Here is a 21,337-nt window from a genome sequence, read left to right as displayed (position 1 = left end):
CAAGGCCGCTTCCCGGCTTCAAGTGACAAGGCACGACAATGCGCATGTTTCAGCGGCTGTTCGGCAAGCCCGACCGCGGCACTGCCCCGCTTCTCTACGATCAGGTGGTCGCGCTTGGCCGCGCGCCGCACTGGTATGCGCAAGGACAGGTTCCTGATACGATCGACGGGCGGTTCGACATGATCGCGGCGGTGCTGGCGATGGTGCTGTTGCGCCTCGAGACGGAGCTAGCCGGCATCGCGCCAAGCACCGCCCTGGCCGAATGCTTCATCGAAGACATGGACAGCCAACTGCGCGAGATCGGTATTGGTGACGTCGTTGTGGGCAAGCACATGGGCAAGATGATGGGTATGCTCGGCGGTCGGCTGGGAGCGTTCCGCGCCGGGCTAGCCGATGGGTCTCTCCGTTCGGTAGTCGAGCGCAACATCTATCGGGGGCAGCTCCCCGAGGCGGGTGCAATCGACCATGTCGCGGCACAACTGCTCGCATTGCGCCACCGGCTGGATGACGCTCCAGTCACCGATCTTTTGGCTGGAGAGCTGTCGCGATGAACGTCGAATTTTCCCGTCCCACGCGCCTTGACCAGATCGGCGCGGGCGAAAGCAAGGTCGAGATCCATGCCGAGCCGGCGGAGCGCGCGGCGCTTGCTCAGCGCTTCGGGATGGTGTCGGTCGAGCGCCTTGACGCTCAGTTCGCATTGCACCGAGGCGCATCGGGTATCATCGCGCGGGGGCGGGTCCTGGCCGAGGTCACTCAAGCGTGTGTCGTCACGGATGAGCCGCTGCTGGTGCGGGTGGACGAGCCTTTCGCCATACGGTTCGTGCCTGAGCCCGAAGATGGCGCCGGTGGCGAGGATGAGCTCGAATTGAGTGAGGACGAATGCGACACCGTCTTCTTTACAGGCGGCACCATTGACCTGGGCGAAGCGGCGGCCGAGACCCTTGCGCTTGGCCTTGATCCCTATCCTCGCAGCCCGAACGCGGCGGCGGTCCTGCGCGAGGCTGGGGTGATCAGCGAAGACGAGGCGAAGGCACTTGCTCAGTCTAGCGGGCCGTTTGGAGGCCTAGCAGCCCTGAAGGACAAGCTCTCCAACAATTGAGCGACGGCTGATCGCTGCTAGCCCGCAGGGTGGCACTTGCCTCGCATGGCCATCCGCTTCAGGATGGCCATGCGAGGCCGGGAGACGGTAGCTGGAGCCATATGCCCGCAACACCTCGAACGGAGTGCCGCATGACTCCTGCCCGTTTCGTAGACCCTGTGGCGGTTCCCCGCCGCGGCCTGGTGTTGGCCATGCTGCTGCTTGTCTACACGTTTGATTTTCTCGACCGGCAGATACTCGGCATTCTCGCCGGGCCGATCAAGGCGGATCTGCGACTGAGCAACACCGAATTCGGAGCGATCGGCGGATTGGCCTTCGCGTTGCTTTATGCGGTTCTTGGCGTGCCGCTGGCTTATCTGGCCGATCGAACCAGCCGGTCAGGGGTGATCGCCGCCTCGCTTGCCGTGTGGAGCGCGTTTACCGGCCTGTGTGGGATCGCCACAGGCTATTGGCAGCTGTTCCTGTTTCGGCTCGGCGTCGGTGTGGGCGAAGCTGGCGGTGTGGCGCCATCATATGCAATAATCTCCGATTATTTCCCTCCCGAACGGCGCGCTCGTGCGCTCGCCATCTACTCGCTCGGCATACCTGTCGGGCTGGCCTCGGGCACCTTACTGGGCGCCTATATTGCTGCGCTGGTGAATTGGCGGGCGGCATTCATCGTAATGGGCATTGCCGGGCTCATCGTCGCGCCAGTCTTGCGCCTAGTGGTGCGGGACCTGCCGCACGCACGCTCGACCGAGGCCGCGCCTACCAGCGCCGCCTTCGGCATCCTTGCTCGTAAACCTGCCTTCTGGATGATGGCGCTCGCGGCATCGTTCAGTTCGCTGTGCGGCTACGGCCTGGCGCTGTGGACGCCGTCGGTGTTCATGAGCAATTTCGGCTTCGATCTGGTGGGTACCGGCCAGTTCACGGCTTCCCTCCTTCTGATTGGCGGGACCGCTGGCGTGTTTGCGGGAGGGTGGTTGGCTGACAGGCTCGGCAGTGCAGACCGGGCATGGTATGCGCGGTTGCCGGCGATCGCCTGGCTGATCACGGCACCTTTGTTTGCCGCTGGACTGCTCACGCCAAACCCCACGCTTGCCTGGCTGTTGCTGCTGATCCCCAATGGGCTGAACATCCTTTGGCTCGGTCCGGTGACGACCGCCGTTCAGCACATGGTGCCGCAGCATATGCGGGCCACGGCATCGGGGAGCTTCCTGCTGATAAACAACCTGATCGGCTTGGGGCTGGGCCCGCTGCTGATGGGGTATCTTTCGGAGGTGCTCAAGGCGAGCCACGGCGCCGAGGCGCTTCGCTATGGTGCCGTGTTCTGCCTCGGCTTCTACGTGCTTGCGGGCATTCTGGCGCTGTTCGCCATGCGGCCGCTGCGCCGCGGCTGGATCGCTTAGGTAGATGACCGGGCGGTGAAGTGCCGGCTGGGGCTGGTCCCGCGCGCATCTTTCCCGACTCGCGCCGCCGCTCGCGCTGATCCATCAGGAGATCGTTCCGAGAGCAAGGCTCTTCGGGTCGCACGGGAGCCGGGCAGCCGAGAGGCTGTCCGGCTCTTTCCGACTCAGCGCTCGCGCGTGGCCGCGAACTTCACCTTGGAATACCGGTCGGCGATGTAGCCGACTTCCCAAGCCGATTTGGCGAGGAATACCGGGTTGCCATCGCGGTCCTTGGCCATCGCCGCGCGATTGAGATCAGTGAACTCTTTGAGCGCCGCGGGATCTTCGGACGATATCCAGCGCGCGGTCTCGAACGGCGCCATCTCCAGCCCCGCGGCGACCTTGTACTCCGCCTCCAGCCGGCTGAGCAGGACGTCGAGCTGCAGCTGGCCGACCACGCCGATCACCCAGTTGGAACCGATCTCGGGATAGAAGACTTGAGTCACGCCCTCCTCGGCCATGTCGTCCAGCGCTTTGCGCAGCTGCTTGGTCTTCGTCGGGTCCTTGAGCGCCACGCGGCGCAGAATTTCCGGCGCGAAGTTGGGTAGCCCGGTGAAGCGTACATCGGCCTTTTCGCTCAGCGTATCGCCGACGCGCAGCACCCCGTGGTTGGGGATGCCAATGATGTCGCCGGGGAAGGCTTCGTCGGCCAGTTCGCGCTCGCGGGCAAAGAACAGGATCGGAGAATGGATCGCGATCGGCTTGCCATGCCCGGTTGGCGTCAGCTTCATGCCGCGCTTGAAGGTGCCAGACACCAGCCGCATGAAGGCGATACGGTCGCGGTGATTGGGGTCCATATTGGCCTGGACCTTGAACACGAAGCCGGTGACCTGCGCAGCGTCGGGCGAGACCGGCGCGGGTTCGGCCGGCAGTGCGTGCGGCGGGGGTGCGAACTCCGCGAGCGCCTCGATCAGCGAATCGACGCCGAACTCCTTAAGCGCCGAGCCGAAATAGACGGGCGTCAGATCGCCGTTGCGATACGCCTCACCATCGAATTCGGGGTATCCGGCCTGGGCAAGCTCCACATCCTCGCGCAGCTTGGCGAGGTTTTCGGGCGATACGATGGCATCGAGTTGCGGGTCGTCAATGCCGCTGGTCTGAATCACCTTGCCTTGAAACTCACGGCTGTCGCCCTCCGGGAGCAGCAGGCGGTTGGTCGCGAGATCGAAGATGCCTTCGAAGGTGCCGCCCATTCCCACCGGCCACGTCATCGGCGTCACGTCGAGAGCGAGCAGGTTGGCGACTTCATCAAGGATGTTGAACACTTCGCGGCCTTCGCGGTCGACCTTGTTGACGAAGGTGATGATCGGCACGTTACGCAGTCGGCAGACCTCGAACAGCTTCCGGGTCTGGCTTTCGATGCCCTTCGCGACGTCGATCACCATCACCGCCGAATCGACCGCGGTCAGCGTACGATAGGTATCTTCGGAAAAGTCCTCGTGCCCTGGCGTGTCGAGCAGGTTGAACGTGATGCCGTTGCGTTCGAACGTCATCACCGATGAAGTGACCGAGATGCCGCGCTGCTGCTCAATCTTCATCCAGTCGGAGCGGGCGCGCCGGGCCTGGCCGCGCGCTTTCACTTCGCCAGCCAAGTGGATCGCACCGCCGAACAGCAGCAGCTTTTCAGTCAGCGTGGTCTTGCCCGCGTCAGGGTGAGAGATGATCGCGAAGGTACGGCGGTCTTGGGAAGGCATGGGCTGCTCTAATCTGCGGCTGCCCTCAGTTCCAGCATAGAGTGGCGGCGGCACGGCTGCGGGGGTATAAGAGCGGCATGCACCTTCCCGCCTCCGCCAAGCTCTATCTGCGTCCGACGCGCTTCGTCGACTCGCCGGTCGGACGTGATGGGGAGGTTGCTCGGCTTGCAGGCGGGCTAACGTGGTTTGGCGGATATGAGCTGATCGCCGTGGAGGGTGGCAAGCGGGTGCTACAGCGCGACATCGCGGTTGGCGAGGTCGCTGAGGACGAGCGGCTGGCGCAGATCGCCGCGCGCATTACGGCACCGCGCGCGCCGCTTCAGCTTGGCGAGCGCGTTCTGCGGCTGGATCAATCTCAGGTAATGGGGATCCTCAATGTGACCCCGGATAGCTTCTCCGACGGTGTCCATCATGTGGGCGATCCGGCGGGCGCTGCGCAAGTCGGGGTGGACATGAGTGTGGCGGGGGCGGCGATCATCGATGTGGGCGGCGAATCCACGCGGCCCGGTTCGGCGAGCGTGTGGGAGGGTGACGAGATCGCCCGCGTGGTGCCAGCAATCGAGCGGCTGGCGCGCAGCGGCACGGCGGTGTCGGTCGACACGCGCAAGGCATCGGTGATGGAGGCTGCGCTGGATGCGGGGGCACATGTCGTCAACGATGTGGCGGCACTGCTGTATGACGAGCGGGCGCTGGCGGTGGTGGTGCGCGCGGGGTGCCCGGTGGTGCTGATGCATTCGCCCGATCCGGCCAAGGGGCCGCATGGGGGAAATGGCTATCTCGACGTTCTTGTCGACGTATACTCGTGGTTGGAAGCGCGGGTCGACGCAGTCGCTGCGGCGGGGGTGGACCGGGCCAAGATCCTGATTGATCCGGGCATCGGCTTTGGCAAGGGGCTGCAGGAAAACCTGGCGCTTCTCAACGGGTTGGCCATGTTTCACGGGATCGGCTGCGGCATCGTGCTGGGGGCGAGCCGCAAGCGGATGATAGGCGCGCTGTCGAACGAGGCGCCCGCCGATGCGCGGCTGGGCGGATCGATCGCGCTGGCGATCAAGGGCGCGGAGCTGGGCGCGCAGCTGATCAGGGTGCACGACGTGTTCGAGACCGCCCAGGCGCTGCGGGTATGGCGCGGCTGCAAGGACGCAGGCCTGATCCCGCGCTGAGGAACGGCGTGCGGCGTCATGCGCTTGGGGCTCCGTCATTTCAGGAGGTCGTATGCGTCTGATTGCCTTGCTGGCCCTGATCACTTCGCCGGCAGCCGCCCAGACGCCGGACACCAGCCTCGCAGCGGCACGGCAAGTGATCGAGCGCTATTACGCGGCGATCGAGCGGGGTGATTTCCAGACGGCGTATCGCAGCTGGGACGGAGACGGCGCAGCGAGCGGCAAGCGCTTCGGGCCCTTTCGCGCGGGTTTTGCCGCGACGGCGCATAGCCGCGTCGTCACGCGCGCGCCGATCAACGGCGATGCAGGCATGAGCCAGCGCTGGATCGATGTACCGGTCGACGTTTATGCCACGTTGAAGAACGGGCACCGCCAGCATTTCCGTGGACGCTACACGCTCCACCGCGTCGTCGAGGGCACGGGTGCGCCGGCGAGCAAGTCCCGGTGGCATATTGCCAAGGCACGGCTGATTGCAGTGCGCTGAGCCTCAGGCGGCGCTCTGGTCGATCCCCAGTTCGCCAAGCTTGCGGTACAGCGTCGAACGACCGATGCCAAGACGGCGGGCGACTTCGGTCATGCGGCCGCGATAATGACCGATGGCAAGGCGGATGACGTCGGCCTCGATCTCTTCAAGTGCGCGCAAATTGCCGTCGGCCCGGAACAAGGTCACCCCGCCATTTCCCGATGGCTGCGCGGGAACCCCGTCCGGGCGACCGGCGGCAAGCTGGGCGATCTGCGGGAAATCGGCGCGCGTGAGGCCATCGCCGTCGCACAGCACCGCGGCGCGGAACAGCGCGTTCTGGAGCTGGCGGACATTGCCCGGCCATTCATAGGTTTGCAGCAGCTGAAGCGCATCGTCGGTGATGCCGAGCGGCCGCAATCCAGGCTGCTCGGCGATGCGCGCCAGCAAGTGGCGGGCGAGCGCCGGCACGTCGCCGGCCCGATCCCGCAAGGGCGGAATTGTGACCTGGACGACGTTGAGCCGGTAGTAGAGATCTTCGCGGAAGCGCCCTGCCTCGACTTCGGCGGTCAGGCTCTTGTTGGTGGCGGCGATCACTCGGACATCGACTTCGCGGGCATGCCGCGCGCCCAAAGGCTGGATGTCGCCCGATTGCAGCGCGCGCAGCAGCTTCACCTGCGCTTCGAGCGGCATCTCACCGACTTCGTCAAGAAACAGCGTGCCCCCGTCGGCATCGGCGAAGCGGCCGATCTTGCGCTCGAACGCGCCGGGAAACGCGCCCCGTTCGTGCCCGAACAGCTCTGATTCAACCAGATTGGCGGGGATCGCGCGGCAGTTGAGCGTCACCATCGCCTTCTTGTTGCGCGGGGAGGCGGCGTGAATCGCCTCGGCCACCACTTCCTTGCCGACGCCGCTTTCACCCTCGATCAGCACGGGGACGCGGGCGCGGGCGGACTTCGCGGCGATGGCGAGTGCGGCGCGGAATTGCGGCGCGGACCCGACGATTTCCTCGAAGCCGAGCGTTGCGGTGAGCTTCTCGGTCAACGGGCGCAGTTCGCCATCGCCCTGACCCCCAACCGCGGCGTCGAGCGCGGCGAGCAGGCGTTCGGAGGCGAGCGGCTTGACCAGAAAATCGGTGGCGCCAGCGCGCATCGCGCTGACCGCGGCGGAGACCGAGCTGTTGGCGGTGAGCACCAGAATCGGCAATTGCGGACGCCGCGCGCGCAATTCGCCGAGCAGGGCAGCGGCGTCGGCATCGGACGCCGCGGAATCGAGCAGGATGGCGTCGAGCGCCATGCCGTCGGGCGTGCCGAGCGTGGCGATCGCCGTCTCGTCATCCCCGACGCAGACCGTGCGCCAGCCGCGGCGCGCGGCAATGGCGGTGACGAGCCGGCGCTGGGCCGGTTCATCGTCGATCAGCATCAGGAGGCGCTGGCCATTGCGCGTCATCGCATGCGTTCCCGTGTCCCGAGTGTCTCAAATCAGGTCGCCTTTGTTATCCACGATGCGTAAAGGTGGGCTTAAGCTTGGGTGGAACCTGGACCGAGCAGCAGACTTGAGGGCAGGAGGCGGCGCGGTTAAGCTCCGTTTAGAGCAGCAGAGGAGCCGAGCATGGCCGACACCGGCGAGATCACCGACATCAACGAACATCAGGCCACCTATGGCGGATTCACGGCGATGATGACCTGGGGCACGGCAGCGGCAGTGGCGCTGGCGGCGCTGGTCGTTTTCCTGATCGCCACCTAGGTGAAGATCGCGGTCCTTAGGGAGACGGCAGCCGGCGAACGGCGGGTCGCCGCTTCGCCCGAGACCGTGAAGAAGTACAAGGCGCTGGGTGCGCAGGTCGCGGTGGAAGCCGGGGCGGGCGTAGGCGCTGCGGTTGCGGACCAGGCCTTTGCCGATGCAGGCGCGGCGATCGGGGACCGCGGCGAGGTGCTGGCCGATGCCGACATCGTGCTAGTGGTGCAAACGCCGGCCCCCGAGTCGCTGAGCGGCCTGAAGCCGGGCGCGTGGATCATCGGGCAGGCCAACCCATTCGGCGAGCGGGCGCGAATCGAGCGCTATGCCGCGATTGGCGCCGAAATGCTGGCGATGGAGTGGATGCCGCGCATCACCCGCGCGCAATCGATGGACGTGCTGTCGTCGCAGTCGAACCTGGCGGGGTACAAGGCAGTGCTCGACGCGGCGCACGAATATGACCGGGCCTTTCCGATGATGATGACGGCTGCCGGCACCGTCAGCGCGGCGCGGGTGTTCGTTATGGGGGTGGGCGTCGCCGGGCTCCAAGCGATCGCCACCGCGCGGCGGCTGGGCGCGCAGGTGTCGGCGACCGATGTGCGCCCCGCGACCAGGGAGCAGATCCTTTCGCTGGGCGCCAAGCCGGTGTTCGTGGAAAATGTCGCGGGGATCGAGGGCGAAGGCAGCGGCGGCTATGCCAGCGAGATGTCGGACGACTACAAGGCGGCGCAGGCGGCTTTGGTGTCGAGCCACATCGCCAAGCAGGACATCGTCATCACCACCGCGCTGATCCCCGGGCGCCCGGCGCCCCGGTTGATCAGCGACGCGCAGGTGGCGAGCATGAAACCCGGCAGCGTGATCGTCGATCTGGCAGTGGAGCAGGGAGGCAATGTCGAAGGTGCGGTTGCCGGCGAGATCGTCGAGCGGCACGGCGTAAAAATCGTCGGGCATCGCAACGTGCCGAGCCGATTGGCGGCCGATGCATCGGCGCTGTTCGCGCGCAACCTGTTCAACTTCCTGAGCGCCTTCTGGGACAAGGAGGCGGGGCACCCGGTGCTGGACGCCGAAATCGGCGATGCGATCCGACTGACTCAGGGCGGCAGGATCGTGCATCCGCGGCTGCTGACCGACGTGGTTTGAGGGAGGAGCGCGCATGGGGATTTTCAGTTCGCACGAAATCGATGTTGCCCAGATTGCCGAAAAGTTCGGCTCGATACTGTTGCCGGGTGAGGAAGTGCTGGCCGCATTCCGGTCGGTGCGCGACCATGCGTTCCTGACCGACCTGCGTTTCGTGCTGGTCGACGTGCAGGGCGTCACCGGGTCGAAGGTCGAGATAATGAGCGTGCCCTACCGCTCGATCGTGCGGTTTTCGGTCGAAACGGCGGGGACGCTGGATCTGGACGCCGACCTGAAGATCTGGGTGTCGAGCACGGCGGCGCCGTTGCAGATGAAGATTTCCAGGAAGGCCGACCCGGAGGCGATCCAGCGGTTGCTGGCGCAGCATGTGCTGGGGCGGAAATGAAGCGCTTGAGCTCGGCAGCGCGGGTGGGTGGCGCGGCATGAACAATCCTCCCCTGCAAGGGGAGGTGGCGCGCGCAGCGCGTCGCAGGGGTGTCGACTTTGCCGCTCCTGGTCTTCCCCGGTACGGGGAGGGGGACCGCGCGAAGCGTGGTGGAGTGGGCTCTCCCCGGGCACTGCGGCCCGAAGCGGCTCTGGCACGTCAGCGACGGCGCGCCATGGCGCTGCCGGGGATCATCCTTTGGGAGCAGCTTCGTGGCAGGAAGCTGGGGCCCAACTTCCGACGCCAGCAGTCGATCAGACCCCATGTGGTCGATTTCTATTGTGCCGCACGGGGCCTTGCCATCGAAGTGGATGGCAAGGTGCATGGTCGAAGGGACCAGCCGGCGCAGGACTTGCGGTGCGACGAATTTCTTAAAGAGAACGGGTACAGGGTGCTGCGCTTTGCAGCGGCCGACATCTTGCAGGATTTGGAGGCGGCAACCGCCTCCATCGTCTCGCTTGTGCCGGCCCCCCTCCACCATGCTTCGCATGGTCTCCCTCCCCGTTCCGGGGAGGATTAGGAACATGGACTTCATTTCGATTCTGTCGATCTTCGTGCTGGCGTGTTTCGTCGGCTATTATGTCGTCTGGTCGGTGACCCCGGCGCTGCACACGCCGTTGATGGCGGTCACCAATGCCATTTCCTCGGTCATCATCGTCGGCGCGCTGATCGCGGCGGCGGCGGTCGGGTTGGGGAATGGGGGAACGGTGTCCAAATGGCTGGGGCTGCTGGCGGTGGTGCTGGCGAGCATCAACATCTTTGGCGGGTTTGCGGTGACGGCGCGGATGCTGGCGATGTACAAGAAGAAGGTGCGCTGAAATGGAGCATGCCAATTCGGTAAGCCCATGGGTGTCGCTGGCCTATCTGGTCGCGGGGGTGTGCTTCATCCTGGCGCTGCGTGGGCTTTCGAGCCCCGTGACCAGCCAGCGCGGCAATCGCTTCGGCATGATCGGCATGGCGATCGCGGTAGTGACGACGCTGGTGACGCATATGCCGGGCAAGGACCTGAACTATGTGCCCGCGAGACATCCCGAATACAGCATCCTGGCATTCGCACCCGACTGGCTAACGGTGGCCGAGATTGTCGGGGCGATCGCGCTGGGGGCGGCGATTGGGCTGGTCACGGCCCGCCGAATCGCGATGACGGCGATGCCGCAGCTGGTCGCGGCGTTTCACTCGCTGGTCGGCCTGGCCGCGGTGCTGGTGGCCTGCGCAGCATTCCTCAATCCGCTGGCGTTCGGGATCGCCGAAATGGTGGTGCCGATGATCGGCGACCCGTTCGGGTCGATCCACCCGGTTAGCCGCATCGAAATGGCGCTGGGCGTGGCGATCGGCGCGATCACCTTTTCCGGGTCGGTGATCGCGTTCCTGAAGCTGAACGGGACGATGAGCGGCAAGCCGATCCTGTTGCCGATGCGGCACGCGATCAACCTGGGGCTGCTGGTGGCAATCGTCGCGCTGATCGCCTCGTTCACGCAGACCCAGTCGCCGGCGAGCTTCTGGACCATTACGGTGCTGAGCTTCGTCATCGGCTTCCTGCTGATCGTGCCGATCGGCGGGGCGGACATGCCGGTGGTCGTCAGCATGCTCAACAGCTATTCGGGCTGGGCGGCGGCGGCGATGGGGTTCACGCTGCACAACAGCGCGATGATCATCACCGGCGCGCTGGTCGGGTCGTCGGGCGCGATCCTGTCCTACATCATGTGCCGGGCGATGAACCGCAGCTTCATCAGCGTGATCGCGGGCGGCTTTGGTGGCGACAGCGGCGGCCCGGCAGGGGCGGCGGCGAGCGACCGCCCATGGAAGCGCGGATCGGCCGAGGATGCCGCGTTCCTGATGAGCCAGGCGGAGCAAGTGGTGATCGTACCCGGTTACGGCATGGCGGTGGCGCAGGCGCAGCACGCGCTGCGCGAAATGGGCGACAAGCTGAAGGCGCATGGCGTGCGGGTGAAATACGCGATCCACCCGGTGGCCGGGCGGATGCCGGGGCACATGAACGTGCTGCTTGCCGAGGCGAACGTGCCCTATGACGATGTATTCGAACTGGAGGACATCAATTCGGAGTTCGCGCAAACCGACGTGGCCTTCGTGATCGGCGCCAACGATGTCACCAATCCGGCGGCCAAGACCGACAAGTCCTCGCCCATATATGGCATGCCGGTGCTCGACGTGGAGAAAGCCAAGACGGTATTGTTCATCAAGCGGTCGATGGGCGGGGTGGGCTATGCCGGCGTCGACAACGAGCTGTTCTATCGCGACAACACGATGATGCTGCTGGCCGACGCGAAGAAGATGGTGGAAGAGATCGTCAAGGCGCTCGACTGAGCCGGCTGGGGGCAGCCGGCGTCGAGGGCGCAAAGGGGAAAACATGGCCAATATCGGAGCGATCGTCGGTGGCGGCTTCGGGCTGATCCGGCGCAGGCCGGGCGCGGTGCTGGCCTGGGGCGCGATCTACGCGCTGGGGACGGCGGCGCTGGGTTATGCGCAGTTGCGCCTGGCAGGGACCGTCGACCCGACCGCCGCGACGCAATGGGACGTCGCCAGCCTGGGCCGCGGCCTGGGCGTGCAGATCGGTTTTGGCCTGGTGTCGCTGATCCTGTCGAGCATTCTGTCGGCAGCGGTGTTCCGCGCTACGCTTTGGCCGGAAGACCGCAGCGGAATGGCGTCGCTCCGCTTTGGCATGGACGAAGTGCGGCTGATCGGGCTGACGCTGATCCTGTACGTGCTGGGCATGGCCGCGGGGCTGGTGGGCGGACTGGGCCTGACCTTCGTGACCACGCTGGTCGGATTTCTGTTTGGCGGCAGTCCGGCGATGGCAGGCTTGTTCGCGACACTGATAACCATGGGGCTGATAGGGCTGATCCTGTTCCTGATGGTGCGGCTGTCGGTGGTATACCCGCTGGTGCTGATCCGGCGACGGATCAGCCTGGACGCGAGCTGGGACCTGACGCGGGGGCATTTCTGGTCGCTATTGGGTGCTTATGTGCTGATGGCACTGGCGACGGCGGCGCTTTTCTTCCTCGCCTTCCTCCCGTTCGTCGGGTTGGGCTTGCGCACGGGCGCCTATGCGCCGGGTGGCAATTGGCCGCTGCTGCTGCAGCAGCTACAGGCGAACCATCCGCAATCATTGTTCGCGGTGATCGCCGCTACGTTCGTGATCACCGCGCTGGTGAGTGGGATCATGCTGGTGGTGTGGGGCGGCTGGATCGCGAGCGCGGCCAGGGAGCTGTTGAAGCGGTCCGAACCGGCTGAAGCAGGCGTGTCGGATGCGACTGGTCCAGAATGGAGCAGTCGCTAACCAGCCTGGCGGAGCAGGGGCGCCGAACCTTCCGAAATGGAGGAAATCCGACTCAGCCGTTTCCGAGCTATGCGGCATCTGGGAACAGAAGATGAACTTCGACCAAGCGATGGGGATAGCTGGCGATGCTGTATGAGGCCGAAGCACAAGCGTATGATTTGAGCGCGCCGCGGGCGCTGGTGATCGCGGATGACGAGCATGCGGCTGACGCGGCAGCCAGGGCGCTGCGCTTGGCTGGATGCCGGACCCAGGCAGCGATATCCTTTGCCGCGGCGGCGCGTGCGCTGAGCGAGCATGCCACGGTGGACCTGATCCTGATCGAGGCGGCCGGCGTTCCGGACGCGCTGTTCGACGTGGTGCTGGCCCGGGCCGATACGGTCGCGCAGGGGCGGGCGATCGGCGTGGTCGCAACCGTGCTGCCCGAACAGATCGACGCCGCCGCCGGGCTGCTGCTGGCGCCGCGCACCCAGCTGCTGTGCGGCCCGAGCGAGAGCGAGCGGGTGTCGGCGGTCGCGGCGGCAAAGTGGATGACGCGGGGCGCCGTGCACGACGTGTCGCGCGACGCCGATCTGATGCCGCTCCACCGGCTGCACGAGGAGGTAGCGCGGCTGGCCGACACGCTGGCGCGGCTGACCCGGGAGGAGGCGCGGCAGCAGTCCGCCGGGGTGCAGGGGCCGGTGCACGGCTATCGCGGACAGGCCGAAGAAGCGGTGGCGATCGACGCGCCGCAGATTCGCGCGGTGATCCGGGCGCGGCGGATGCGCAACCAGTTCTTTGGGCCCGAGCTGTTCGCCGATCCGGCCTGGGACATGCTGCTGGACCTGTTCGCGGCGGGGATCGAGCGGCGGCAGGTCTCGGTATCGAGCCTGTGCATCGCAGCGGCCGTGCCGCCGACCACCGCGCTGCGCTGGATCGGGACGCTCAACGAAGCCGGGCTGTTCGAGCGGCAGGCAGACCCAAGCGACCGGCGGCGCGCCTATATCGGGCTGAGCGCAAAAGCGGTCGACGGCATGAAGAGCTATGCCGGCGCGATCCAGCGTGCGGGGCTGCCGCTGGTGTGAGGGGGCTTGCCCCGACCGCCGAGTTTTGGCATCGGCGGATGCAGCGGGCGCTTAGCTCAGTTGGTAGAGCATCTCGTTTACACCGAGAGGGTCGGCGGTTCGAGCCCGTCAGCGCCCACCATCCCGTTCACATCGTCATCGAGTTCCGTCGATCGGCCCTAGCCGAACTGACCTTTAGAGCGCGCGGACCAGGCGGCGCGCCGGAGCGATCCAGGCCGGGTCAGTGACGACCTGTAGCCGGCTACCGGCGCCCAGGGGGAGCAAGTGGAGCTTGCCGCCATCGCGACCGATCAGCCGGGCGAAGAGGAAGCGGCCTGCCGGGCGGGGCACGAGCACATCGCGGTTCATCGCCTGGCCGAACTGCGCGGGATCGAGCGGCTGGCACCAGATCGCGTCGCCGGGACGGTAATCGCCGAGCGCGCCCGTGACGGTGACCGCGACCATGCCGGGTTCGCCCTGTGGCGGCACCACCGTGGCGGCACGGCGCGGAGCTTGGGCACCGGAAGCGTCGAGGATCGCGGCGACAGGAATCCCGGGCCGGTCGGGCAGGCGCACCAGGTCGGCGGCGGTGACATCAAGCGCCGCGGCGATGCGGTTGAGCCAAGCGACCGAGACCGTGCGCGTGCCGGTTTCGAGACGGCCGATCGTCTGCGCAGTCGTCGGCGGTTCGCAGCGGGCGGCGACATCCTCCAGCGTCAGCCCCTTGGCGCGGCGCACCTCACGAATGGCAGTGATCATCTCTAAACCCCTTGCTACGAACCTATCTGGTTTTTCCGCTTTCCTACAGACCTGCTGTTGTGGCAAGAGGTTGCGAATCAGAACAAATGGAGAACTGTCATGCGGGAGCTAGTCGAGCGCGGGTGGGACGAGGGGCGGGTGGAGCCGGGGCCGCCACGCCGGGGTGGACGGCGCGTCACCGTGAATTTGGGCGAGTCCCCGCTTGGCTGGCTGCGGTCGCGCGGGCATGTCGATGCGCGGCAGTTCGAAGCCGGCGAGCGGCTGCGGGCCGACTATGAAATGGCGTCGCTTGGTGCACGGGTGACGATGCGCTGGGATACAAGCCCGCGCAGCCCCGGACGCGGCGGACCCGAGGCGCTGGACCCGACCCTGGCGCAGATCGCGGCCAAGCGGCGCTTCGATGCCGCCCTTGCGGCGGTCGGGCCCGGGCTCGGCGATGTGCTGTGGCGCGTGGTGTGCGCGGGCGAAGGGCTGGCGGTTGCGGAAAAGGGGTTGGGCTGGCCAGCGCGCGCGGGGAAGCTGGTGCTGGGGCTGGCGCTCGACCGGCTGGCCGCGCAGTATGGACTACAGCGATGACCGCATGACTTACGATATCGGCAATTTAGTTGTCGATTAAAAGCAACGTTAACGCGGCGGTTAACCCCGTTTTCGCCGGAACTAGCTGCAGGCCTATGCGATCTGTGCGCAAGGATTCAGGGGGATGTATGTCTGCGAAGAGTGACGAGCGCCGGCAGGCGCCGCGATCGAAGCTGTTTCAGCAGGCCGAGATGCGCGGGCCCGAGGGCGATGTGCGCGTGCACGTGCTCAACCTGTCGACGCTGGGGGCGCTGGTCTATAGCGACCAAGTGCCGATGGCGGGTGAGCAGGTGCGGCTGACCTGCGGCATGCCATTGGGCATCTGCCGTGTCGCGTGGGTGAACGGGCGGCGGTTCGGCGTGCAGTTCCTCAAGCCGGTGCCGCATGCCGTTATCGAGCAAGTGCTGCGCATCCAAGACGCGCTAATCGTCAGCGCCAGCGAGCGGTTGGGCGTGCCATGCCGCAAGATGCTGGTAGCGGCGGAGTGATCCGCGCCTTGGCGCATGCGGAGGGGTTCGCCGTGAGGCTTTTCAGCGTGGGGGGCGACGCGTTTTTAGGCCGCCTGCCAATGCCGGCTTTCATCGCACGCGCCGCAGGTAGCGGATACGCCTGATCGTTCAGTCGACTTGCACTCGGTGCGGACATAGACCTCGGGCCGCCTGCGGCATTTCTCGTCTCAAGCCACGATCCAGTGGCGCTCGCCAGCGAGATTTGCTGCGCGAGTCGCAGCCAGACGAGCCGTCGCAATCTGGTACGTCTCGCTCAGCCGGGCGTCCTGCATCCGCAGTTCGCGGGCGGCGCGCCCCGCCCCGGGGACGGTGGTGGTGTTGTGCGTCTGCCGCGGGTGATGCACGCCTGATATGTCGCCGAGAAGGTCCGATCACGTCGCCTTGCGGCCTGCCATAAGCGCTTCCGCCGCTTCCCGTAGCGAGGGTCAGTGCCTGAGGTGAGCGCGAAGAACCGAATCACGGACCCCTTGGTGGCCTACCTGTTCCTGACACCTGTGCACGACGAATGACGTCGAGCTAGAACCGGCGCGGTGACGGTCCCCAGATGCCGTGGGCGGCGCCGCTCGCGTTTAGCGCAAGAACCGGCGGGCTCCCGCAGCGCGTGCTTATCGGCGGCGTCATCGGCCAAACTCAGTAGCAGCCGCGAAGATACAAGCTCTGGATCGGTGCCCGGAAGCCGACGTTCGCTTCTCCTCCGCGCTATAAGGAAAACAGGCACCTTGCCCGCCATCTCTTGGCCCTTTGTGGGCAAGGGCTGTCAGCGTTCGGTGGCCCTTCCTTTTCTAATCCCTTGCCCGGCCGCGATGTTCCAGTTTTCAGCTTTCAAGAGTGCAAAGCCGAGGGGGCGCTTCATAGCGTTCGTCGCGCTGCCCGCGATCGGCTTTGCCGTGGTCCTGGTGCTGTTCGGCCTGTGGAGCTTGTGGATCACCGCGGAACGAAGCGACCTGGCGACGCGCGACAGACAGGTGCGCGAAGTGCGTCTCGCGATCGGGGCGACCCTGGATGAGCTGGCGCAAAGTCAGGCCGGCGTGGCGATCTGGGACCCCGCCGTAGCCGAGATCGGCAAAGCGAAGCCGGACCTGGACTGGCTTGATCAGAATGTCGGCACGTGGCTGAACTATGTCTTCGACCACGAGCAGGACCTGATCATCGACGGAGACGGGCGTCCGGTTTACTTCATGGAGAACGGGGCCAGGGTACGGCCGGAGAAGTTCGCGCGCGTGGAGGCAGGGCTGCGCCCGTTGATCGAGGCGGTGCGCGGTGCGAGCCGCGAGCCTGCCAACCCGCATGAGCGCCTTCCCAACCAGCCGCCCCATCCCAACAGCACCGCGCGGACCTCACCCGTCGCGATACACGCCACCGATCTGGTCGAGATCGGCGGTAAGGCAGCGGTCGCGAGCGTCATGCGCATGGTGCCGGATTCGTACGAGTCCCGGGCCCCAGCCGGGTCCGAGCCGCTGCTCATCAGCGTTCGCTATCTCAACTCGAGCCTGATGCGCGATCTGGAGCGTGTGCGGGGCCTCGCGGGCGCGCGGGTTACCCACGCACCGGTGAACGGCGCCTCCGGCGAGTACAGCGTGCCGCTTTCCTCGTCTCGCGGCCAGCGTATCGGCTTCTTCACCTGGCGCCCCGAGATGCCGGGCAAGGCCATCCTCGCATCGATGCTGCTCAAAGGCGGCGGCGCGCTTGTCGCGCTGCTCGCGCTGCTCGCAGCCATGATTGCCAGCATCGGCCGGCTGATGCGGCGGGATGCAAGATCGATCGCAGTGCTGGAGAAGGCGCGTCTCGAACTGCAGGCGAAGGAGGCGCAGGCGCAGTATCTGGCGAACCATGATCCGCTGACCGGGCTTCCCAACCGGGCTGCGTTCAGCCGGTTCGTCGAGGAAGCCATCGCGGGCATGGGCGAGCAACGTCTGGTGGGCGTGATGCTGATCGATCTCGATCGCTTCAAGAACGTCAACGATACGCTGGGCCATCTCGCCGGGGACAAGTTGATCCAGGCGGTGGCGGTGCGACTTGCTGATCGCGTCGGCGACGACAGCGTCGTGGCGCGCCTGGGCGGCGACGAATTCGCGATCTGCCTGCCGGATTACCGCGACACGGCGCAACTGGCAAAAGTCGCCGACCTTCTGTTGACGGATTTGCGGGCGCCGTTCGACCTTATGGGATCGTCGGTGCGCGTCGGCGGCAGCATCGGAATCGCCGTCTGCCCGGCGCAGGGGGTCGACCGGACCGAACTGCTGCGCAAGGCGGACATCGCCATGTATCGCGCCAAGGAAGGGGGGCGCGACGCCTATCGCTTCTTCAGTCCCGAGATGGACGAGAGCATCGCGAGCCGGCGTGTCATCGAAGACGATCTGAGAGCTGCGCTTCACGCGGGCGATCAGCTGTTCGTGGCCTATCAACCCAAGCTGGACTCGTCGGGCGCACGGATCATCGGCCTGGAGGCATTGGTACGCTGGCGGCATCCGACCCGGGGGGAACTCGCACCCGACGCGTTCATCTCGGTGGCCGAGGACTGCGGGCTGATCAATCCTCTCGGTGAATGGGTGCTCGGAGAAGCGTGCAGGGTGGCGCGACACTGGCCAGATCTGTCGATTGCCGTGAATGTTTCCCCCATCCAGTTCGGGTCGGCAGGAGTGGCGCGATCGATCTGTTCGATCGCGCACGCTGCCGGCGTGAGCCCGCAGCAGATCGAACTGGAGGTGACGGAGAGCATCCTCGTCGAGAACGACGACACCGTGAGAGCCGCGCTAGAGGAGCTGCGGTCCGCGGGGTTCCGCATCGCGCTGGACGACTTCGGAACGGGCTATTCAAGCCTAAGCTATCTGAAGAAATTCAAGGTCGACAGCATCAAGATCGACAAAAGTTTTGTGAAGCGCCTTGGCCACGATCCCGAGGCAATCGCCATCGTGCAGGCGGTGATCGCCCTAGGACATGCCATGGCGCTTTCCGTCACTGCCGAAGGCGTCGAGACCGAAGAACAAGGGTGCCTGCTCCGCGTTGCAGGATGCAACGAGCTTCAAGGTTTCCTTTTTTCGAAGGCGGTGATCGAAAGCGAACTGCATACGCTGATGAATGGTGTGCGCACCCCGTCTGAGGCGCGGGGTTTCGCACGGTCGCTTTCGGCCTAGAAGCCTGTTCCGGGGCTCGGTGAGTTCAGACGACGCCGTTCAAGGCGTCGAGGTGGTGTACGGCAGCTTCCCGCACGTCCCTCCCCCCTAAAGTCGGCAGTTCTCTTGAAGGCGCCCAGTCCGCTGCCCCACTGGCCGCCAAGCAGCACCTGCACAAACGGGCGGTTTCGGGGTGCAGCGAGAGCGAGTTGAACGATCGCCTGGGGGGCAGCTGCCATTGTCGGGTGGTGGGGTATGGGAGCTTAAGCCTACCTCATTCGCCCACCCGTATCCGCCGGAAGCGGGCTTCTACCAAGCTGAAGATACCAAACAGGATCAGCCCCGCAGCGACCAGGCTGAGGAGCCAGGGGCCATAGGGCTGGTCGCGCAGGGTGCGCAGCGCCTGACCGGTGCCGCCGGCTTCCGCGGCACGGGCGTGCCAGGCGGCCGCGAGCAGGAACCAGCCGGTAATGAGGAACACCAGCGCGCGGGCGGCATAGCCGATCTGGCCAGCCATGCAGGCATAGCGGGGAAGCGGCACGTCGCCGCTCATTTCCTCGGCGAAGCGGTTCTGCCATGCCTTCCAGGCCTGGGCAGCGGCACCGGCGATCAGCAGCAGGCCGACCGCGCCGAGCAGCCATTGCCCAGCGGGCTGATCGAGCAGCCAGCCAGACCAGCTGCGGGCGCTTTCGTCGCTGCTGCTGCCGTTGCTTCCGCCGCTGGACTGATCGAAGGCGAGGCGGGCAGCGTAGAAAGCCAGGCCGAAATGGACGATCGCGCTCCAGCCGAAGCCGACGCGCTCGACCACCGCCTTGGCGTCGGTGCCGCGGCGATCGGGATCGAGCAACGCTTCGCTGGCGCGCCACAGGGCATAGCCGGCAAGTCCCAGTGCGACAAACGCGAGCAGGACGTGACCGAGTGGTTGATCGGCAAGCGAGCCCATCGCCTGCTGGTTGTCCTTGGGCGCGCTGCCCAGCCGCGCGGCGTCGAGCGCGAACCAGCCGACCAGGAGATAGACCAGCCCGCGCGACGCGAAGCCGAGACGGGCGGCGAGCGTGGCGGCGCGCTTGGGATTGTCGGGCATGGTTCCTCCGCAGGATGGCCGCGACGTGCGGCGCCTTGGGCCTTGGTAACTCGGAAGCGCAGCGGGAGTTGCGGCACGGTTCGTCGCCGTCCGGCTCGGTTCGGCGATTCCGCGCGCAACCGTGGCGCGGCCACATGGTTAGCGCAGCCATGCCCCCGGCCGACATACCGGCTGGAAAATTGCCCTGTCTGCCATTTGCCCTTGGACGCCATGAAACATCTGTTCCCCCGCTCGCTCATCGATTGCATCGCACAGGGCCGCGCGCCCGAGCCCCACGAGCTGGAAGCCGTGGCGGCGCGGTTGTGGGAGGAAGGCTTTGGCCATGGCAGCGGGACCGACTGGGCGACTTGCCCGTTGAAGGATGCGACGCGGGCGGCGGCGGACGCGGCGCTCAGCGGCACGGCGAAGCCCGCGAACGGCAGGAGAACGCGATGACCGACAGACGAACTGGTATGCCCACCGACCATGTGGGCGACAGCGACAAGCAGGGCGTGGGCGTACAGGGCCTGGCCGGCGAACGGACCGAAGACCGCGGCGTCGAGCGGCCCGAAATGCAGCGCGAGGTGGACACCGGCGAGCGAGTGATCACGGTGGAGGAAAGCTCCGGCACGGCCTTTGCCGAGAGCCATGGCGCGGCCGAGCAGACGCTGCCCGATCCCGACGCGGATGGCGGGGTGCAGAACAATGCCCTGCCGGAGAGCAGCAGGGCTTAGGTTACGGGCCCGCGCGCGCGGTGCGGTAGAGAAAGGGGCTTAAATGTTCGCGATGCTGATCGCGGCCGGCATGCCCGCGGGACTCCCGGTGCCGGACCGCGCGGTGACCTTTATCCGCGACACGCTCGAGATCGGACGGTATCGCGCGGCCGCCGCCGATCTGAACGGTGATGGCGCGGCGGAGATCATCGTCCGCGCCGAGGCGTCGAACTTCTGCGGCAGCGGTGGGTGCACGCTGTACGTGCTGAGCCCGCGCGCCGGCGGCTATCGCATCGTCACGCGGATGACGATCACTCAGCCGCCGATCCGCGTGCTCGCGACTTCCACGCGCGGGTGGCGCGATCTGGGGGTGCGGGTCGGCGGGGGCGGGATCACGCGGTGGTATGAGGCGCGGCTGCGGTTCGATGGGCGATCCTACCCGCGCAATCCCAGCGTTGCTCCCGCACGGCCTGCCGAAAACGCGCAGGGGCGGACCGTGCTGGACTGATCGCCAAGGTGAGCCTCAGGCTTCGGCGAACACCTTGGTACCCACCACGCCGATGATGATCAGCGTAATGAAACCGATCTGAATGAGGTTCAGCTTCTCGCCGAAGATCAGCGTGCCGAAGATCGTCACGCCGACGGCGCCGAGACCAGTCCAAACCGCATAGGCGGTGCCCGCGGGCAGGCCCTTCATCGCCATGGCGAGCAGGCCCATGTTCACGAAGCTGAGGGCGATGGGAACGGCGGATGCGGCCCAATTGCCTTGGACGGCGGCCCATTTGAGGCTGAGCGCCCAGATGATTTCAGTAACAACGGCGACGCCGAGGATGAGCCACGCCATTGGGCTTTCTCCTGATGCGGGCTCGGGAAAAGCGCGCGCCGGCCGGAAACCCGTAAGAGGCCGATGCGCGAGGCGCGGCTCCTGGAGCCGCGAAGCGGGTGCGGATAGGGAATAGGCGCGGCGCCGTCCACCCATGACCTGGTGCTCTTCTGTGCCGTGCGCGGCAAACGCGCCAGCGAGTCAATGGGTTAGCTACATGCAAGGCGTGCGGGCACGCCGGAATAGGTAGAATACCGGAGCCGCATATTACCGGATGTTTCTGCGTCGATAACGATTTTGTCCAA

Annotated in this window: 25 protein-coding genes and 1 tRNA gene; 20 read left to right on the top strand and 6 right to left on the bottom strand. The window is 66.1% G+C overall.

Features of this window, described 5'->3' with window-relative positions; translation table 11 throughout:
- Nucleotides 1-38: 38 nt before the first annotated feature.
- The 3 genes from FHT02_RS15670 to FHT02_RS15660 all read left to right on the top strand — a co-directional run bounded on the left by FHT02_RS15670 (nt 39) and on the right by FHT02_RS15660 (nt 2,487).
- On the top strand, nt 39-551 hold the full coding sequence (locus FHT02_RS15670; protein WP_184089705.1) for a ubiquinol-cytochrome C chaperone family protein: 513 nt from the start codon (nt 39-41) through the stop codon (nt 549-551).
- On the top strand, nt 548-1,099 hold the full coding sequence (locus tag FHT02_RS15665; RefSeq protein WP_184089701.1) for a YceD family protein: 552 nt from the start codon (nt 548-550) through the stop codon (nt 1,097-1,099). The genes FHT02_RS15670 and FHT02_RS15665 overlap by 4 nt, the downstream gene beginning before the upstream one ends.
- A 131-nt stretch (nt 1,100-1,230) precedes the next feature.
- Nucleotides 1,231-2,487, top strand: coding sequence for a spinster family MFS transporter (locus FHT02_RS15660; protein ID WP_184089698.1), 1,257 nt, complete (start codon nt 1,231-1,233; stop codon nt 2,485-2,487).
- A 164-nt stretch (nt 2,488-2,651) separates the two neighbouring features.
- Here FHT02_RS15660 and FHT02_RS15655 read toward each other — a convergent pair whose 3' ends face one another.
- Complete coding sequence (locus tag FHT02_RS15655) at nt 2,652-4,220, bottom strand: peptide chain release factor 3 (protein WP_184089695.1); 1,569 nt, start codon at nt 4,218-4,220, stop codon at nt 2,652-2,654.
- 77 nt (nt 4,221-4,297) lie between these two features.
- Between FHT02_RS15655 and folP the strand changes: the two genes are divergently transcribed.
- A complete protein-coding gene (gene folP / locus FHT02_RS15650) occupies nt 4,298-5,380 on the top strand; it encodes a dihydropteroate synthase (protein ID WP_184089692.1) in 1,083 nt (360 codons plus the stop codon).
- Nucleotides 5,381-5,432: 52 nt separating this feature from the next.
- Nucleotides 5,433-5,864 carry a hypothetical protein gene (locus tag FHT02_RS15645; protein ID WP_184089689.1) on the top strand — a complete coding sequence of 144 codons (432 nt, stop codon included), beginning with the start codon at nt 5,433-5,435 and terminating at the stop codon, nt 5,862-5,864.
- A 3-nt stretch (nt 5,865-5,867) separates the two neighbouring features.
- Here FHT02_RS15645 and FHT02_RS15640 read toward each other — a convergent pair whose 3' ends face one another.
- Complete coding sequence (locus FHT02_RS15640; protein ID WP_184089685.1) at nt 5,868-7,289, bottom strand: sigma-54-dependent transcriptional regulator; 1,422 nt, start codon at nt 7,287-7,289, stop codon at nt 5,868-5,870.
- 162 nt (nt 7,290-7,451) lie between these two features.
- On the opposite strand from FHT02_RS15640, the gene FHT02_RS15635 reads away from it, so the two are divergent.
- The 9 genes from FHT02_RS15635 to FHT02_RS15595 all read left to right on the top strand — a co-directional run bounded on the left by FHT02_RS15635 (nt 7,452) and on the right by FHT02_RS15595 (nt 13,618).
- Nucleotides 7,452-7,586 carry an aa3-type cytochrome c oxidase subunit IV gene (locus FHT02_RS15635; protein WP_184089682.1) on the top strand — a complete coding sequence of 45 codons (135 nt, stop codon included), beginning with the start codon at nt 7,452-7,454 and terminating at the stop codon, nt 7,584-7,586.
- Complete coding sequence (locus tag FHT02_RS15630; RefSeq protein WP_184089679.1) at nt 7,587-8,717, top strand: Re/Si-specific NAD(P)(+) transhydrogenase subunit alpha; 1,131 nt, start codon at nt 7,587-7,589, stop codon at nt 8,715-8,717.
- A 13-nt stretch (nt 8,718-8,730) separates the two neighbouring features.
- Nucleotides 8,731-9,099, top strand: a complete 369-nt coding sequence (locus tag FHT02_RS15625; RefSeq protein WP_184089676.1) for a PH domain-containing protein — start codon at nt 8,731-8,733, stop codon at nt 9,097-9,099.
- Nucleotides 9,080-9,658, top strand: a complete 579-nt coding sequence (locus FHT02_RS15620; protein WP_343056971.1) for an endonuclease domain-containing protein — start codon at nt 9,080-9,082, stop codon at nt 9,656-9,658. Before FHT02_RS15625 ends, FHT02_RS15620 begins: the two co-directional genes overlap by 20 nt.
- A gap of 4 nt (nt 9,659-9,662) precedes the next feature.
- Nucleotides 9,663-9,956, top strand: coding sequence for a proton-translocating transhydrogenase family protein (locus tag FHT02_RS15615; RefSeq protein ID WP_184089670.1), 294 nt, complete (start codon nt 9,663-9,665; stop codon nt 9,954-9,956).
- A gap of 1 nt (nt 9,957) precedes the next feature.
- Nucleotides 9,958-11,463 (top strand): NAD(P)(+) transhydrogenase (Re/Si-specific) subunit beta, encoded by a 1,506-nt coding sequence (locus tag FHT02_RS15610; RefSeq protein WP_184089667.1) that lies wholly within the window; start codon nt 9,958-9,960, stop codon nt 11,461-11,463.
- Nucleotides 11,464-11,506: 43 nt separating this feature from the next.
- On the top strand, nt 11,507-12,436 hold the full coding sequence (locus tag FHT02_RS15605; protein WP_184089665.1) for a hypothetical protein: 930 nt from the start codon (nt 11,507-11,509) through the stop codon (nt 12,434-12,436).
- 125 nt (nt 12,437-12,561) lie between these two features.
- Complete coding sequence (locus FHT02_RS15600; protein ID WP_184089662.1) at nt 12,562-13,497, top strand: winged helix DNA-binding protein; 936 nt, start codon at nt 12,562-12,564, stop codon at nt 13,495-13,497.
- A 45-nt stretch (nt 13,498-13,542) separates the two neighbouring features.
- Nucleotides 13,543-13,618 (top strand) — tRNA-Val (locus FHT02_RS15595).
- A 53-nt stretch (nt 13,619-13,671) separates the two neighbouring features.
- Here the strand turns inward: FHT02_RS15595 and FHT02_RS15590 are convergent.
- A complete protein-coding gene (locus FHT02_RS15590; RefSeq protein ID WP_184089659.1) occupies nt 13,672-14,235 on the bottom strand; it encodes a helix-turn-helix domain-containing protein in 564 nt (187 codons plus the stop codon).
- 99 nt (nt 14,236-14,334) lie between these two features.
- Between FHT02_RS15590 and FHT02_RS15585 the strand changes: the two genes are divergently transcribed.
- Both FHT02_RS15585 and FHT02_RS15580 read left to right on the top strand, forming a co-directional pair.
- A complete protein-coding gene (locus tag FHT02_RS15585; protein ID WP_184089656.1) occupies nt 14,335-14,811 on the top strand; it encodes a DUF6456 domain-containing protein in 477 nt (158 codons plus the stop codon).
- Nucleotides 14,812-14,939: 128 nt separating this feature from the next.
- Nucleotides 14,940-15,299, top strand: coding sequence for a PilZ domain-containing protein (locus FHT02_RS15580; RefSeq protein WP_184089653.1), 360 nt, complete (start codon nt 14,940-14,942; stop codon nt 15,297-15,299).
- Nucleotides 15,300-15,487: 188 nt separating this feature from the next.
- On the opposite strand, the gene FHT02_RS15575 is transcribed toward FHT02_RS15580, so the two are convergent.
- Entirely contained in the window at nt 15,488-15,664 is a 177-nt protein-coding gene (locus tag FHT02_RS15575) for a hypothetical protein (RefSeq protein WP_184089650.1), read from the bottom strand.
- A gap of 459 nt (nt 15,665-16,123) precedes the next feature.
- On the opposite strand from FHT02_RS15575, the gene FHT02_RS15570 reads away from it, so the two are divergent.
- Nucleotides 16,124-18,454 carry a putative bifunctional diguanylate cyclase/phosphodiesterase gene (locus tag FHT02_RS15570; protein ID WP_184089647.1) on the top strand — a complete coding sequence of 777 codons (2,331 nt, stop codon included), beginning with the start codon at nt 16,124-16,126 and terminating at the stop codon, nt 18,452-18,454.
- A gap of 253 nt (nt 18,455-18,707) precedes the next feature.
- Here FHT02_RS15570 and FHT02_RS15565 read toward each other — a convergent pair whose 3' ends face one another.
- Nucleotides 18,708-19,517, bottom strand: a complete 810-nt coding sequence (locus tag FHT02_RS15565) for a DUF1206 domain-containing protein (RefSeq protein ID WP_184089645.1) — start codon at nt 19,515-19,517, stop codon at nt 18,708-18,710.
- 210 nt (nt 19,518-19,727) lie between these two features.
- On the opposite strand from FHT02_RS15565, the gene FHT02_RS15560 reads away from it, so the two are divergent.
- Genes FHT02_RS15560 through FHT02_RS15550 form a run of 3 tightly spaced genes read left to right on the top strand, consistent with a single transcriptional unit; the run spans nt 19,728 to nt 20,717 of the window.
- Nucleotides 19,728-19,952: a hypothetical protein gene (locus FHT02_RS15560; protein ID WP_184089642.1), complete on the top strand. Its 225-nt coding sequence runs from the start codon at nt 19,728-19,730 to the stop codon at nt 19,950-19,952.
- Complete coding sequence (locus FHT02_RS15555) at nt 19,949-20,230, top strand: hypothetical protein (protein ID WP_184089639.1); 282 nt, start codon at nt 19,949-19,951, stop codon at nt 20,228-20,230. Before FHT02_RS15560 ends, FHT02_RS15555 begins: the two co-directional genes overlap by 4 nt.
- A gap of 43 nt (nt 20,231-20,273) precedes the next feature.
- Nucleotides 20,274-20,717 carry an FG-GAP repeat protein gene (locus FHT02_RS15550; protein WP_184089636.1) on the top strand — a complete coding sequence of 148 codons (444 nt, stop codon included), beginning with the start codon at nt 20,274-20,276 and terminating at the stop codon, nt 20,715-20,717.
- 15 nt (nt 20,718-20,732) lie between these two features.
- Here FHT02_RS15550 and FHT02_RS15545 read toward each other — a convergent pair whose 3' ends face one another.
- Complete coding sequence (locus tag FHT02_RS15545; RefSeq protein WP_184089634.1) at nt 20,733-21,053, bottom strand: DMT family transporter; 321 nt, start codon at nt 21,051-21,053, stop codon at nt 20,733-20,735.
- Nucleotides 21,054-21,337 lie beyond the last annotated feature (284 nt).

Source organism: Sphingomonas xinjiangensis (assembly GCF_014199255.1).
In the GTDB taxonomy this organism is placed as follows: Bacteria; Pseudomonadota; Alphaproteobacteria; order Sphingomonadales; family Sphingomonadaceae; genus Sphingomonas; species Sphingomonas xinjiangensis.
The sequence above is the reverse complement of the archived record's forward strand: the minus strand, read 5'-3'. Positions and strand labels throughout refer to the sequence as shown.

Excerpts from the sequence above, each read along its gene's own strand:
- FHT02_RS15670 (WP_184089705.1), top strand. The coding sequence starts at position 39 with ATGCGCATGTTTCAGCGGCTGTTCGGCAAGCCCGACCGCGGCACTGCC.
- FHT02_RS15665 (WP_184089701.1), top strand. The coding sequence starts at position 548 with ATGAACGTCGAATTTTCCCGTCCCACGCGCCTTGACCAGATCGGCGCG.
- FHT02_RS15660 (WP_184089698.1), top strand. The coding sequence starts at position 1,231 with ATGACTCCTGCCCGTTTCGTAGACCCTGTGGCGGTTCCCCGCCGCGGC.
- FHT02_RS15655 (WP_184089695.1), bottom strand. The coding sequence starts at position 4,220 with ATGCCTTCCCAAGACCGCCGTACCTTCGCGATCATCTCTCACCCTGAC.
- folP (WP_184089692.1), top strand. The coding sequence starts at position 4,298 with ATGCACCTTCCCGCCTCCGCCAAGCTCTATCTGCGTCCGACGCGCTTC.
- FHT02_RS15645 (WP_184089689.1), top strand. The coding sequence starts at position 5,433 with ATGCGTCTGATTGCCTTGCTGGCCCTGATCACTTCGCCGGCAGCCGCC.
- FHT02_RS15640 (WP_184089685.1), bottom strand. The coding sequence starts at position 7,289 with ATGACGCGCAATGGCCAGCGCCTCCTGATGCTGATCGACGATGAACCG.
- FHT02_RS15635 (WP_184089682.1), top strand. The coding sequence starts at position 7,452 with ATGGCCGACACCGGCGAGATCACCGACATCAACGAACATCAGGCCACC.
- FHT02_RS15625 (WP_184089676.1), top strand. The coding sequence starts at position 8,731 with ATGGGGATTTTCAGTTCGCACGAAATCGATGTTGCCCAGATTGCCGAA.
- FHT02_RS15620 (WP_343056971.1), top strand. The coding sequence starts at position 9,080 with ATGTGCTGGGGCGGAAATGAAGCGCTTGAGCTCGGCAGCGCGGGTGGG.
- FHT02_RS15615 (WP_184089670.1), top strand. The coding sequence starts at position 9,663 with ATGGACTTCATTTCGATTCTGTCGATCTTCGTGCTGGCGTGTTTCGTC.
- FHT02_RS15610 (WP_184089667.1), top strand. The coding sequence starts at position 9,958 with ATGGAGCATGCCAATTCGGTAAGCCCATGGGTGTCGCTGGCCTATCTG.
- FHT02_RS15605 (WP_184089665.1), top strand. The coding sequence starts at position 11,507 with ATGGCCAATATCGGAGCGATCGTCGGTGGCGGCTTCGGGCTGATCCGG.
- FHT02_RS15600 (WP_184089662.1), top strand. The coding sequence starts at position 12,562 with ATGCTGTATGAGGCCGAAGCACAAGCGTATGATTTGAGCGCGCCGCGG.
- FHT02_RS15590 (WP_184089659.1), bottom strand. The coding sequence starts at position 14,235 with ATGATCACTGCCATTCGTGAGGTGCGCCGCGCCAAGGGGCTGACGCTG.
- FHT02_RS15585 (WP_184089656.1), top strand. The coding sequence starts at position 14,335 with ATGCGGGAGCTAGTCGAGCGCGGGTGGGACGAGGGGCGGGTGGAGCCG.
- FHT02_RS15580 (WP_184089653.1), top strand. The coding sequence starts at position 14,940 with ATGTCTGCGAAGAGTGACGAGCGCCGGCAGGCGCCGCGATCGAAGCTG.
- FHT02_RS15570 (WP_184089647.1), top strand. The coding sequence starts at position 16,124 with ATGTTCCAGTTTTCAGCTTTCAAGAGTGCAAAGCCGAGGGGGCGCTTC.
- FHT02_RS15565 (WP_184089645.1), bottom strand. The coding sequence starts at position 19,517 with ATGCCCGACAATCCCAAGCGCGCCGCCACGCTCGCCGCCCGTCTCGGC.
- FHT02_RS15560 (WP_184089642.1), top strand. The coding sequence starts at position 19,728 with ATGAAACATCTGTTCCCCCGCTCGCTCATCGATTGCATCGCACAGGGC.
- FHT02_RS15555 (WP_184089639.1), top strand. The coding sequence starts at position 19,949 with ATGACCGACAGACGAACTGGTATGCCCACCGACCATGTGGGCGACAGC.
- FHT02_RS15550 (WP_184089636.1), top strand. The coding sequence starts at position 20,274 with ATGTTCGCGATGCTGATCGCGGCCGGCATGCCCGCGGGACTCCCGGTG.
- FHT02_RS15545 (WP_184089634.1), bottom strand. The coding sequence starts at position 21,053 with ATGGCGTGGCTCATCCTCGGCGTCGCCGTTGTTACTGAAATCATCTGG.